Source organism: Thermodesulfovibrionales bacterium, assembly GCA_035622735.1.
Lineage (GTDB): Bacteria > Nitrospirota > Thermodesulfovibrionia > Thermodesulfovibrionales > UBA9159 > DASPUT01.
Genome location: DASPUT010000094.1, coordinates 1 through 12,793, shown reverse-complemented (window position 1 = coordinate 12,793; position 12,793 = coordinate 1). Strand labels below are relative to the sequence as shown.

At 54.3% G+C, this 12,793-nt stretch carries 13 protein-coding genes; 10 read left to right on the top strand and 3 right to left on the bottom strand.

Going from position 1 to position 12,793, the window contains the following annotated elements:
- Together gnd and pgl are read left to right on the top strand one after the other, a co-directional pair.
- On the top strand, positions 1-810 hold an 810-nt coding region (gene gnd / locus VEI96_05375; protein ID HXX57413.1), incomplete at its 5' end, for a decarboxylating 6-phosphogluconate dehydrogenase.
- Positions 758-1,525 carry a 6-phosphogluconolactonase gene (gene pgl, locus VEI96_05370; protein ID HXX57412.1) on the top strand — a complete coding sequence of 256 codons (768 nt, stop codon included), beginning with the start codon at positions 758-760 and terminating at the stop codon, positions 1,523-1,525. The genes gnd and pgl, both read left to right, overlap by 53 nt.
- A 46-nt stretch (positions 1,526-1,571) precedes the next feature.
- On the opposite strand, the gene VEI96_05365 is transcribed toward pgl, so the two are convergent.
- Positions 1,572-2,846, bottom strand: coding sequence for a Glu/Leu/Phe/Val dehydrogenase (locus tag VEI96_05365; protein ID HXX57411.1), 1,275 nt, complete (start codon positions 2,844-2,846; stop codon positions 1,572-1,574).
- Between the two features lie 162 nt (positions 2,847-3,008).
- A complete protein-coding gene (galE, locus tag VEI96_05360; protein HXX57410.1) occupies positions 3,009-3,986 on the bottom strand; it encodes a UDP-glucose 4-epimerase GalE in 978 nt (325 codons plus the stop codon).
- 12 nt (positions 3,987-3,998) lie between these two features.
- On the opposite strand from galE, the gene VEI96_05355 reads away from it, so the two are divergent.
- Together VEI96_05355 and wbaP are read left to right on the top strand one after the other, a co-directional pair.
- Positions 3,999-4,868: a glycosyltransferase family A protein gene (locus tag VEI96_05355; GenBank protein ID HXX57409.1), complete on the top strand. Its 870-nt coding sequence runs from the start codon at positions 3,999-4,001 to the stop codon at positions 4,866-4,868.
- A complete protein-coding gene (gene wbaP / locus VEI96_05350) occupies positions 4,865-6,304 on the top strand; it encodes an undecaprenyl-phosphate galactose phosphotransferase WbaP (protein ID HXX57408.1) in 1,440 nt (479 codons plus the stop codon). The genes VEI96_05355 and wbaP overlap by 4 nt, the downstream gene beginning before the upstream one ends.
- Positions 6,305-6,337: 33 nt before the next feature.
- Here the strand turns inward: wbaP and VEI96_05345 are convergent, their stop codons facing one another.
- Positions 6,338-7,087: a class I SAM-dependent methyltransferase gene (locus tag VEI96_05345; GenBank protein HXX57407.1), complete on the bottom strand. Its 750-nt coding sequence runs from the start codon at positions 7,085-7,087 to the stop codon at positions 6,338-6,340.
- 145 nt (positions 7,088-7,232) lie between these two features.
- On the opposite strand from VEI96_05345, the gene gspE reads away from it, so the two are divergent.
- From gspE to VEI96_05315, 6 genes are read left to right on the top strand one after another with little or no spacing between them, the layout of a single operon-like run.
- A complete protein-coding gene (gspE, locus tag VEI96_05340; protein ID HXX57406.1) occupies positions 7,233-8,756 on the top strand; it encodes a type II secretion system ATPase GspE in 1,524 nt (507 codons plus the stop codon).
- Positions 8,756-9,949 carry a type II secretion system F family protein gene (locus tag VEI96_05335; GenBank protein ID HXX57405.1) on the top strand — a complete coding sequence of 398 codons (1,194 nt, stop codon included), beginning with the start codon at positions 8,756-8,758 and terminating at the stop codon, positions 9,947-9,949. Before gspE ends, VEI96_05335 begins: the two co-directional genes overlap by 1 nt.
- Positions 9,950-9,976: 27 nt before the next feature.
- Positions 9,977-10,462 (top strand): prepilin-type N-terminal cleavage/methylation domain-containing protein, encoded by a 486-nt coding sequence (locus VEI96_05330; GenBank protein HXX57404.1) that lies wholly within the window; start codon positions 9,977-9,979, stop codon positions 10,460-10,462.
- Complete coding sequence (locus VEI96_05325; protein HXX57403.1) at positions 10,459-10,908, top strand: prepilin-type N-terminal cleavage/methylation domain-containing protein; 450 nt, start codon at positions 10,459-10,461, stop codon at positions 10,906-10,908. The genes VEI96_05330 and VEI96_05325 overlap by 4 nt, the downstream gene beginning before the upstream one ends.
- 8 nt (positions 10,909-10,916) lie before the next feature.
- The gene (locus tag VEI96_05320; protein HXX57402.1) at positions 10,917-11,663 is read left to right on the top strand and encodes a prepilin-type N-terminal cleavage/methylation domain-containing protein; all 747 of its coding nucleotides are present in this window, start codon (positions 10,917-10,919) and stop codon (positions 11,661-11,663) included.
- Positions 11,664-11,676: 13 nt separating this feature from the next.
- Complete coding sequence (locus VEI96_05315) at positions 11,677-12,693, top strand: hypothetical protein (protein HXX57401.1); 1,017 nt, start codon at positions 11,677-11,679, stop codon at positions 12,691-12,693.
- Positions 12,694-12,793: the final 100 nt, after the last annotated feature.

Sequence of the window (12,793 nt, the reverse complement as noted above, 5' to 3'; positions counted from 1 at the left end):
ATCTTGCGCGATCTCGGAGACCATGCGGAGAAGGGGGATGTCATCGTCGACGGCGGGAATTCCTACTACATAGATGATATCCGACGCGCCAGAGAACTTGCCCCCAGGGGAATCCACTATGTTGACTGCGGTACAAGCGGTGGTGTCTGGGGATTGGAACGGGGGTACTGCCTGATGATCGGAGGAGAGGAAGCGGTGATCAGGAACCTCGATCCCATCTTCGCCTCGCTGGCGCCGGGCGTGGGCGACGTGCCGCGAACGCCGGGCCGTGAAAAGATCGACGGCACCTCTGAGCAGGGCTATCTGCATTGCGGGCCGAACGGCGCAGGCCATTTCGTCAAGATGGTGCACAACGGCATCGAGTACGGCATCATGGCTGCCTATGCAGAGGGATTCAACATTCTTCGACGCGCCAACATCGGTACGCAGCAACATGAGACCGACGCTGAGACGACGCCGCTGCGCAACCCTGAAGAGTACCGATACAATTTCACTTTGGAGGATGTGGCGGAGGTCTGGAGACGCGGAAGCGTGATAGCATCGTGGCTGCTGGATCTGACCGCTGCCGCGCTGCTTCGGGATCCTGAGCTGTCCGGGTTTTCCGGGCGCGTCTCCGATTCGGGTGAAGGACGGTGGACCATTAAGGCCGCCATCGATGAGGCTGTTCCGGCGCCGGTGCTCACCGCCGCGCTTTATGCCAGATTCAGCTCGCGCGGGGAGGCCGATTTTGCGGATAAGGTGCTGTCCGCAATGCGCTATGGGTTCGGAGGACACCTGGAAAAGCCCGCGAAATCAGGACAGACAAGATGAGGCTGCAATGGAGATTAAGATACTGAACGATCCTGCCTCGGTAGCCCGGGACGCTGCCGCGGTCATCGCCGAGAACGCCAGGGCAGCCGTCGCCGCTCGTGGCCGTTTCATCATGGCTGTAAGCGGGGGTCACACGCCGTGGGAGATGCTGCGTGCCCTGGCGAAGGAAGAGGTTCCCTGGCGGTGCGTGCACGTTGTGCAGACGGATGAGCGCGTTGCTCCCGAGGGAGACACTGACAGAAACCTGACTCACTTGCGGGAAAATCTCATGGGGCATACACCGCTGCGTCCCGAGCGGATCTATGCCATGCCGGTCGAAGCAACCGACCTGGATTTAGCGGCCAAGCGTTACGCCCTTGTTCTCAGGGCGATAGCCGGTTCGCCTCCGCTGCTTGATCTCGTCCACCTGGGCTTGGGTCCTGACGGCCACACCGCTTCCCTGGTGCCGGGAGACCCGGTGCTTGACGTGACGGACGTTGACGTGGCGATGACCGGAGTCTACCAGGGAAGGCGCCGGATGACGTTGACATACCCGCTCCTCAATCATTCGCGGCTCGTTCTCTGGCTCGTGACCGGGATGGAGAAGGCAGCAGTGCTCTTGCGTCTGCGAGACGCCGATCTGTCGATCCCGGCCGGCCGTATCCGGCGGGACCAATCCCTCGTGTTCGCTGATCGAGCGGCAGGAAGTCAGCTTGACACGGCCGGAGGCGCCTGAAATCGGAAGGATATTATATTTTCATTTCGCCGCTGCGTACGGCGCGCTATAAGTTCCCCCGCAGCCTCTCGGCATGGAGGATTCTCTTCACTGCAAGCTGGTACGCCGCCCTTCTCATCCTGCAGCTTTCCTCGCGGCACAAGGCATGCACGTCATTGAAAGCGGTTATCATGATGTCATTCAGTTTCTGGAGAACCTTCGCCTCTTCCCAGTAATCATTATTGAGGTTCTGACTCCATTCAAAATAGCTCACGACCACGCCTCCGGCATTCGCAAGGACATCCGGGATCAGCATCACGTTCTTATCGAAAAAAATATCATCGGCTTCCGTCGTTGTCGGGGCATTGGCAAGCTCGAGTACTATCTTCGCCTGTACGTTCCGTGCGTTATCTCCGTTCAGCTGGTCAGAGAGCGCCGCAGGAATCAGGATATCGCAGTCGCAGATCAACAGTTCCTCGTTCGTAATGTCTCTGCCTCCCTGAAAATCCGTCACTCCTCCGCTTCTCTCCTTGTGCATGATTACCTTCCCGATATCGAGACCCTCCGCACGGTATGAGCCTCCTCTGGAATCAGACACCGCGACGACCGTATACCCCTCCTCGTAGAGGATACGGGCCGCGTTTCTCCCCACGTTTCCGAACCCCTGAACAGCGACCCTGGCATCGCGTTTATCCATTCCCAATTTCTTCATCGCCGCTTCGAGGACATAGATCCCGCCGAGTGACGTCGAATAGCTCCGCGCCTTGAGGCCCTGCAGTTCAAAGGGTTTCCCGGTCACCACAGCCGGAACATGCTCCCCTTTTATCCGCTCATATTCATCGAGTATCCAGACCATGATCTTCTCGTCCGTATAGACATCAGGAGCCGGGATATCCTTGGAAGGCCCGATGTAGTCAGCGATGGCGCGGATGTATCCCCTCGTCACCTGTTCGAGCTCGTTCCTGCCGAGCTCCTTCGGGTTAACGACGACCCCTCCCTTGGAGCCTCCGAAGGGTATGTTCACCACGGCGCATTTGAGCACCATCAGGAAGGCGAGGTCTCTCACATGGTCAATGGTCAGTTCCGGATGGAATCTGATGCCGCCCTTCGTCGGACCCCTTGCATCGTTATACTGTATCCTGTGCCCCACGAACATTCGCGTCTTCCCCGAATCCATCCTGACGGGGAAATGAACGGTAAAGGTACGCCTCGGCATTGCGAGCAGATCGAGTTCATCCGCAGAGAGACCGAGGTCCATATAAATCGCACCGAGCTCATTGATGCAGAGTCTGCAGAGGTTCTGATCATCCACGTGCACCCTTTCATGCTCTTTGTGTACCAAGATTCAGACCTCCTTCGTCACTTCAGGCGCCGTCCGGAACCCGAGCCTCTTCTGAACAATTATCCCAGCATTTCAAGAAAAAATCCATACGCACGAGAACATCGTATTTCGAAAAGAGCTGTTATTGTGTAGAGCCATCAGCCTGAACTCGGGCCCTCACGTTCAGCGGTAATTAACCTTCTTCTCCCATTCAAAGGCCGTCTTTATGATGTATTCGAGACTGTCATATCGCGGCATCCAGCCGAGCTTATTCCTCAGCTTCGTGCTGTCGGCAATAAGGAGGGGAGGGTCTCCCTCTCTCCTCCCGGTCTCGACAACTTCAAAATCGACTCCTGTCACTCTTTTCACGGCATCCACAACTTCCCTGACCGAATACCCATGACCGTATCCGCAGTTGAATACGTCGCTCGCGCCGCCCTCCAAAAGATACCTGAGCGCCACGATGTGAGCATCCGAGAGGTCATCGACGTGGATATAGTCCCGTATGCATGTCCCGTCGGGAGTAGGATAATCTGTGCCGTACACCTCGAGGTACGGCCTCCTGCCGAGCGCCGTTCTTACCGCCAGGGTTATGAGGTGAGTGGCATCCTTCCGGTTCTGCCCCACCCTCGCCTTCCCGTCCGCTCCGGCCACATTAAAATATCTGAGGGAAACGTAGCGGAGATCCCTTTGCGCCGAGAGGTCGGAAAGCAGGTTCTCCACCATGACCTTTGAACGGCCGTAAGGGTTTATAGGATCAAGGTTCGCGTTCTCGGTCACGGGGATTTCTACGGGAATGCCGTAAACAGCGGCAGTTGACGAAAAGAGAAACCTCGCGATGCGCTGCTCAAGGCAGGCTTCTAAGAGGCCCATGGCATGGCAAAAATTATTCCGGTAATACCTGATCGGCTCCTTTATAGACTCGGGAACTACGATATATGCGGCAAAATGCATGACTGCATCGGGTCGAAAGGCCTTGAGGGTCTCACGCAGCCTTTCCCTGTCGGAAAGATCTCCGACGACGAGGTCGCCGGAGAGAACCGCATCGGCATGTCCGAAGGAGAGGTTATCATAGGTAAGGACGTCATAGCCCTCTTCACCGAGGGCCTTCACGACATGGCTTCCGATATAGCCTGCGCCGCCGGTTACAAATACTTTCACGATGTCTCTCCTGTGATACAATATGAAAACATGGTGATCACGCTCATCATACCGACCCTCAATGCCGGAGGCTGTATCGGGAAACTCCTCTCCGAACTGAGAGAACAGGATACCAAGCCGGCTGAGATTATCATAATCGATTCCTCGTCCGAAGACAACACGGTCAGGCTGGCCGAGGGCCTCGGGGCGAAGACGATCATCATCCCGAGGGAGAGTTTCAACCACGGGAAAACGAGAAACCTTGCTGCACAGGAGGCGAAGGGTGACGTCATCTCCTTCATGACGCAGGACGCACTGCCCTTTGACAACGCCTTCCTCAGGGTCTTGACCGCGCCTCTCGGCCGTCCCGACATAGCGGCGACCTTTGGGAGGCAGATACCGAGATCGGACGCTCCGCTCCCCGAGGTCTTTGCGAGATCCTTCAACTATCCTGACGTGCCTTCAGTCAAGGGGATAGACGACACGGGGAGATACGGCATAAAAACATTCTTCTTCAGTAACGTCTGCTCGGCCATAAAGAGGGAACTGTTTTTCAGGGCCGGCATGTTTCCCGAAAACATTCGCGCGAATGAGGACATGCTCCTTGCCGCGAAATTCATGATAGACGGTTACAAGGTCTCCTACGTGCCGGAGGCAAGGGTCATCCACTCCCACCATTTTTCACTGTCAAACCAGTTCAGGCGGTATTATAATATTGCTTCATCTCTCAGACACAATAGCTGGATTCTCGAATACGCGCGGCCCGAGGGCGAAGGGATAAGGTTCATGACGGAACAGGCACGTTTTCTCCTAAGACATCGCGGATACCGATGGATCCCCTATGTCCTTCTTGAGTCTCTGACAAAATACGCGGGATACAGGATGGGACTGCTCACGGGATGAGAGAGATAGCGAAATTCGTCAGGGGATTCTTGCAGATGTCGTGTCTTATCGGGCTCGACCTCAGCGCGTTCTACCTCTCCCTCTTTCTCGCGTGGGCGTTCAGAGTAAAGGTCTTGGCCGACATCACGCCGCAACTCCCGGTTTTTCCTTTTTCTTATTTCATACTCCTGTGGTGGATTCCGCTCCTCTATGTCTGCTTCATGGCCTACGAGGCCCTGTACACAAGCAATCTGCCTTTCTGGGATGAGACGAGGAATACCGTCAAGGCCCTCAGCCTTGCAGCTCTCACGGTTCTGGCGATCGTGACCCTCGGCAGGATGAGTGAACGCATATCACGTCTTGTGATCCTCGGCATGTGGGCCTGCTCCCTTCTTGTCTTTCCCCTCCTCCGCCTCTGGGGCAAGAAAGCGCTCCACGCCGTCGGGATATGGAAAGAACGGGTCTTGATCCTCGGCGCCGGGAACGCCGGAAGGCTCGTGATGGAGGGCATTCAGAGGGAACGGCACATGGGATACGATGTCATCGGATTCCTAGACGACGACGAACAGAAGAAAGGCATGGTGATCGGTTCGAGACGGGTCTTCGGCAAGATCAAGTATTTTCCCAAATATGTGAAGACCCTCGGGATAAATACCGTGATCATCGCGCTGCCTTCGCTTCCGGCTGAGCGGCTGTCCGCACTGACATCTCTCGTTCAGAACTATGCCGTGAACACCATGCTCATCCCCAACCTGAAGGGAATCGCCCTTCTCAATACGGAGCTCTTTCATCTCTTCTATGAACAGATATTCTTGATGAACATCCGGAACAACCTCAAATCCTTGGCAAACAGGGCGGTGAAGCGGGGTTTTGATCTTGCCGTGTGTGTCATCTCCTTCCCTTTCCTCATTCCCCTCATCGGTATAATCTCAGCTTTCATAAAACTGGAAACCCCCGGTCCTGCCGTCTATGCCCATGACAGGATCGGCAAGGACGGAAAGATCTTTCGGTGCTATAAATTCAGGACCATGGAGAGGAACGCCGAGGAAAAGCTGAAGGGATTACTCGAAAATAATGAGGATCTTCGCAGGGAATGGGAGAAGACGTGGAAGCTAAAAGAAGATCCCAGAGTCACGAGGATAGGGAAATTCCTGAGGATGACCTCTCTCGATGAACTGCCGCAGATCCTTAACGTCTTCAGAGGCGAAATGAGTCTCGTAGGCCCGAGACCGTATCTCCTCAGGGAGAGGAATGAGCTCGGCAAGAATATGCAGGTAATCTGCAGCGCACGACCGGGAATTACCGGTCTCTGGCAGGTGTCGGGGAGGAGCAACGTGAGTTGTGAATTCAGGATAAAACTTGATTCGTGGTATATCATGAACTGGTCTCTGTGGTTTGACATCGCCATCCTCTTCAAAACCATGAAGGTCGTTGCCGGGATGGAAGGCGCCTATTAGGCTCTGCCCCGAACGCTACCTAGGACTCAACCATTACTTCTTTTTCGCCACGACAATGAGGTAGGCAGAGAGGTTCTTTATCCGCAGAAATCTCAGCATGATTTCGTAAAGAGAACTCAAGACAAAGAGCGGGACAAAGAAACCAAAATATCCCGACTGAAAATAGCTGACATGGACATCAATTAGCTCGAAGCCGTTCTTCTCAAGCAGGGACTTCATCGCAGAATAGTAACACTTATTATAGAAGGCCGGGAACCCGCCAATTCCCTTGCTTTCGGGGAAAAGAAGATAGAGCATCTTTTTCGACAGCGTCCTCGGCAGCATCCGGTTGATGAGGGCAAAGAGCGCGAATTTTGAAGGAAAGAGATGGATGAAGTATCCATTTTTTCTTAAGATGCGATGAGAATGCATCACAAACCTGTCGGGATTTTCAAGATGTTCCAGCACGGATCTCGATACCACCATATCGACTTCATCGTCCCTGAATGGTAATTCCTCCCTCGTGTCGATCACAATCTTCTCGTCAACGTCAAGATTGTCTATTAAAGCATCCATGGAAACGTCGACGGCAATGATTCTGGAATTTCCCTGAGGGTCCCTGTGGCTCGCAAAGGGGCAGACATTGCCGCCCCCTATGTCAACAACAATCTGGTTCGGTCGTGCGTTCAGGTGCGCCGAAACAATCTCTTCATAGAGGTAAAATATGTTTGGCTTCGCCTGCGGCAGGTGCTGCGTGAGCTTTGTGCAGAGGTGCCTATTGGCCGCTAGAAATCGGTTCAGCATGTTTCTGTGCCCGTCACCGAGCTATAGTATGCGATTATGGGCTCTTGAAAAGCAAGATTCTCGCGGAAGCGCGGGCACGCTCATGCTGCGCTTCCTATGGTTATGCTATACTAATAATAGTCTTTAATTTTGAGAGGTTTTTGTTTTGATACAGAACGAACAATACCTGAAACCGGAGGAACTGCCGAAGGTTCCTTTTGTCCTGAACGGCATATCATCACGGTTTATCCGTGAGCATATGGTAGTCCCCCTTGAACTCAAGAACGATACCCTGAAGATCGTCATGGCGAACCCGGACGATAGATCTGCCATTGACGCCCTGAAGGTCGCGACATCTGCCGATATCGTGGTGTATGCAACAGACGGCAAGGCCCTCGATGAGTATATCTCAAAGTTCTATGGACAGGAGTCACAGAACATCAACAGAATAATCGAAGATATGGGCGAAAAGGGGCTCGAATTCATCAGGGAAGAGGAAGAGGACGTGGGTCATCTCAAAGACCTTGCGTCCGAAGCCCCGATCATAAAGCTCGTCAATCTATTCATAACGAGGGCCGTGGAAGGCAGGGCGAGCGATATTCACATCGAGCCCTTCGAGGACGAATTGAAGGTCAGGTACCGCGTCGACGGCGTGCTCCATGAAATAGAGTCGGTCCCGAAGAAACTCCAGGCGGCGATCGTCTCGAGGTTGAAGATCATGGCGAAACTCAACATAGCCGAGAGACGACTCCCCCAGGACGGCAGGATACGGCTCAAGGTCGGGGAAAGCGAGATCGATTTAAGGGTATCGACAATCCCCGTTCTCTACGGAGAAAGCGTCGTGATGAGGATACTCCGGAAAGAGGGGATCGTCATCGATCTCGATCTGCTCGGGTTTCCCCCGAACACACTCGCTTCCTTCGATCAACTGATTACCAAACCCAACGGCATTATCCTCGTTACCGGTCCGACGGGAAGCGGCAAGACGACTACGCTCTACGGCGCCCTTGACAAGATAAACTCTCCGGACAAGAAGATCATAACCGTCGAGGACCCCGTGGAATACCAGTTGAAGGGGGTCAACCAGATACAGGTGAAACCCCAGATCGGGTTGAATTTCGCAAATACCCTCCGGTCCATCGTGAGGCAGGACCCGGACATCATCATGATCGGAGAGATCAGGGACCTCGAAACAGCGAAGATAGCGATAGAATCGGCCCTCACCGGACATCTCGTCTTCTCGACGCTCCATACGAATGACGCCCCCAGCGCGATTACAAGGCTTCTCGAGATGGGGGTCGAAAACTTTCTCCTCTCGTCCACGATACGGGGCATTCTCGCGCAGAGGCTCGTCAGGGTCATCTGCCCGTCGTGCAAGGAGACGGACACTTCGGTAGCTGACCGCGAAGAACTCACCATGCTCGGTCTCGGCGGAAACAAGACGCTTCACCTCGGGAAGGGGTGTGAGCACTGCGCATTCACCGGCTATTACGGAAGGTTGGGGATATTTGAACTCCTCGTTGTCGAGGATGAAATACGCAGGTTGATCCTGAAGAATGCGGACGCAAACCAGCTCAGGGAAACAGCCAGGAAGAACGGCATGAGGACCCTCCTTGAGGATGGCTCAGACAAGATACGGGAGGGCATCACGACCCTGAGCGAGATCCTCAGGGTTACTCAGGAGGCGTAGTGGCCATTTTTTCCTATAAGGCCGCAACGGCGGAGGGAACGCTCCTTGAAGGAGTCATCGATGCCGTCGACGAAAAGGCGGCGATAGAGAGACTGCGAAATGGAGGGGTAATCCCCCTGAAGATCTCCTCTCCCAGGGAGGGGATAAAGAAGAAGATATCCTTCGGTTCCTCGAAGGCCGACCTCCTCACGTTCACTACGGAATTGTCAGCGCTCCTCGGCGCAGGATTGCCCCTCGACAGGGGCCTCAATATCCTCGCCGAAATAAACGAAAACAGAGAGACAAAGGTGATCATTCAGTCGATCCTGAAGTCCATACGCGAAGGCAGCTCGTTCTCAGACGCCCTGCAGCGTCATCCCAGGGTCTTCCCGAGAATCTATGTGAACATGGTACGGGCCGGTGAGGCGGGCGGGGTGCTCGACGTGGTCCTCGAAAAGCTGAACGACTTCCTCGAATCTTCCAAGGAATTGAAGGATCACGTCCTCTCTGCGATGATTTACCCGACAATACTCGTCCTCACCGGCAGCGCATCGATCATCCTGCTCCTCACGTTCGTGCTTCCCAAATTCACGACGATATTCGCCGAACTCGGCAAGTCCCTGCCCCTGCCGACGCAGATCCTCCTCACCTTCAGTAAAGCGCTCCAGTCATACTGGTGGATCACCGCACTGGCTGCCCTGACAGCATGGATGGCCTTCAGAAGTTACATACGGTCCGATGCGGGCAGGTACAAATGGGATGCCTTGAAGCTCAGGTTGCTTACCGACGTCATCAAGAAACTCGAAACCGCAAGGTTCTGCAGGACGCTCGGTACGCTTCTGAAGAGCGGGGTCCCCCTCCTCCAGGCGCTGAACAACGCGAAAGACGTTATCAGCAACCAGGTGATAGCCTCAGGCATAAACGCCGTATCGAAAGGAGCCAAAGAGGGAAAGGGCATAGCGGTTCCGCTTGCCAACGCAAAGATCCTGCCCCCGCTGGCGCTTTCCATGATCAAGGTCGGCGAAGAAACCGGCCAGCTCGATGATATGCTCCTGAAGGTCGCCACGACCTATGAGAAGAGCCTTAAGACCGCCATAAAGAGGTTCGTGGGCCTCCTCGAGCCCGCCATGATTCTCGGAATGGCGATGATAATCGGCTTTATCGTCATCTCGATGCTCATGGCCATATTCAGCATAACCGAACTGCCGTTTTAACAGAACCCTACGGGCAATAAGATAATCATGCGTGACATTTTCAGGACCGGGTCCGGACGACCGGAAAGATACGGCACGTTGCGGAAAACGGGGGGATTCAGCCTTCTCGAACTCATCATCGTCATCTTTCTCATCACGCTTGTACTCGGCCTCTCGACTGTCTTTTTTGCCAAGACCCTCTTCTCGAGCAGGCTCACGGCGACGGCACGGGATTTGTCGGCCACCATACGGTATGCGAGAGCCCTTGCGCAGATTAACGGCGAGAGACAGGTCGTCTCGATCGACCTTGACTCGAAATCCTACGGCATAGAGGGAAAGGGCAGTAAGAGCATCCCCGCCGATGTCATGATAAAGGTGATTGACCCTCTTTCCGGAGAGGTCCCGAGGGGGAAATTCAATATCAACGTTAACGGAATCGGCGGCATCGACGGGGGCAAGATCGTCCTGTCTTCCGGCAAGCAGTCTCTGAGTATAGAGACCGATCCGATAGTCGGAACGGTGATGATAAAATGAGAAATGAAGAACTAACGTTTCCGAAGGGGGGAACCTCATTCCCCCGTCTTGCTTTCAGCGTGGTACATGCCGGCGACGGCTTCACCCTCATCGAGGTTCTCGCTGCCATTGCCCTCCTGGCGATGGCGGTAACCGTCGTCTTGCAGCTCTTCTCTGCAAACCTCCGGGCCCTGTCCACATCAGAGGATTATGTCCTTGCTGCCGCCAAGGCAGACGCGAAGATGAGGCAGGTGCTCGATGATGACAAGCTGTCCGAATCCTCGTGGAGCGAAAGGACCGATGACGGGTATACGATCAATGTGTCCGTCTCCGAGGCGATGAAAGAGAGGACGGACAACCTCCAGGTGAAGCTCCTCGATATAACGATGACAACATCGTGGGCGGTCGGGGCGAAGACGAAATCGATCACGCTGAGGACGATGAAGACGGTAGAGAAGAAGATATGAAGGGAGGCATGAAAACCGGAGCAATGCTTTTCGATAAGACCGACAGCGAAGATGTTCGCCTCGCGGACAACGGAAGGTTGGCGGGCAGACCAGCCGGGTTCACTCTCCTGGAACTCATGGTCTCGATCGCGATCATAGGGATTATCATCCTCATCATAACCGGCGCCATGAGGCTCGGTTTCCGTTCCGTGAACGCCGGAGAAAGAAAGATAGAATCTCTCGAAAGGATCCGCTCATCCCTCGCTCTTATCGGATACCAGATACAGTCCGCAATGCCGCTCATCATCACTGACAACGACACGAAGAAATATTCGTTCACGGGGGAAAAGACGTCTCTGCAGTTCCCCACGAATTATTCCATCTGGGGGGGCGAGAAGGGATACGTGACCGTGACATACAGTATAGACTCCGACAACCGGGGAAAGAAGACCTTGTATGCATCGGAAAGCATGATCGGTCTGAGCGGGGCCGGAGAAACGAAGCTCCTCGAAGCCTTTGATGACATCTCCTTTGAGTATTTCTATAAGGATCCGACGATGGAAGAGGGAGAGTGGGTAGAGCAGTGGACGGATGAAAACAGCATGCCCGAAAAGATACGGGTGCGACTCCTCTACGGAGCCAGGGACCTCTCCATAATCATTCCGATGAGGGTGAAGGCATCGACACCACCGACCCAAGCCGCACCCGGTAGCACTACACCCTTGACGCCCGCGACGCAGCCAACGCCGGTCAAGAAACCCTTTGGACCTGCCTAGGTTAAAGTTTGAAATGAAGAAGCAGGATTCGCAGGAAGGAATTGCCTTACTCCTCGTATTGTGGGTCCTGACCATCCTCATGGTCATCGTCCTTTCCTTTTCTTTTATGACAAAAACCGAGACCTCCGCCACCCTGTCTTTCAAGGACGGCATAGAGAAGAGGTTCCTTGCAGAGGCGGGAATTGAGAGGGGGATTATGGAGGTTTTCTACAGGACCGTCAACAAAGGTCAGACGGTGATTCTCGAAGGCCTCGAAGTATGGAAGACGGACGGTACGCCCTATAGCGATCAGATTGGTGACGGGTCCTATACGGTCAGGATAATAGACGAGTCGGGGAAGATAAACCTGAACGGGCTTTCGGATGGAAATGCTATAATATTAAGACAACTCCTGATAAACATGGGCGTTCAGGAAGACAATGTGAATATCATTGTGGATTCGATATTGGACTGGAAAGACCCTAATAAAGGCATGCACAGACTGAACGGCGCCGGTGACGAATATTACGAGTCTCTTCCCAACCCTTACGAGGCAAAGCACGCCGACTTTGATACCTTGGAAGAACTCCTTCTCGTTAAGGGGATGACGCCCGATATCCTTTACGGAAACGCGGAGAAGAGGGGCCTCATCGACTTTCTCGCGGTCATTCCGACCAGTGCCGCACCGGCCGCTGGCGGAGGGTTCCCTGGTGCTGCAGCAGGAGCTGCCGTCGGCGCCCTCATTAATATCAATGCAGCTCCGAGAGAGGTCCTCCTCGCGGTTCCCGGGATGACCCCTGAAATCGTCGAGTCGATAATGAGTTTCAGGGAGACCAAGGAGATACAGAACCCGCAGGCTGAAGGAGGAATCCCGCAAGACTCCGTCAAGTTTTTTTCCACATCGGGGAATGGCCCCTATGCGATCGAGGCTGTCGGCCACAGAGAAAAGGAGAAGACAGGATACACCGTGAAGGCGACGGTCGCACTTGACGGCAATAATAAGTACCACTATCTCTCTTACAAGAGTCCCGCAACGGCACACCATGAGTGAGCAACTGACGATCAAGAGACTGACGGCGATCTCGGTCGCTTCGGCGGCAAACCTGGAACGCCTGAGGAAACGCGTCTGGAGCCTTCTTTCGTTCAGTCCG

Excerpts from the sequence above, each read along its gene's own strand:
- wbaP (HXX57408.1), top strand. The coding sequence starts at position 4,865 with ATGAGAGAGATAGCGAAATTCGTCAGGGGATTCTTGCAGATGTCGTGT.
- VEI96_05315 (HXX57401.1), top strand. The coding sequence starts at position 11,677 with ATGAAGAAGCAGGATTCGCAGGAAGGAATTGCCTTACTCCTCGTATTG.
- VEI96_05325 (HXX57403.1), top strand. The coding sequence starts at position 10,459 with ATGAGAAATGAAGAACTAACGTTTCCGAAGGGGGGAACCTCATTCCCC.
- VEI96_05330 (HXX57404.1), top strand. The coding sequence starts at position 9,977 with ATGCGTGACATTTTCAGGACCGGGTCCGGACGACCGGAAAGATACGGC.
- pgl (HXX57412.1), top strand. The coding sequence starts at position 758 with ATGGGTTCGGAGGACACCTGGAAAAGCCCGCGAAATCAGGACAGACAA.
- VEI96_05320 (HXX57402.1), top strand. The coding sequence starts at position 10,917 with ATGAAAACCGGAGCAATGCTTTTCGATAAGACCGACAGCGAAGATGTT.
- VEI96_05345 (HXX57407.1), bottom strand. The coding sequence starts at position 7,087 with ATGCTGAACCGATTTCTAGCGGCCAATAGGCACCTCTGCACAAAGCTC.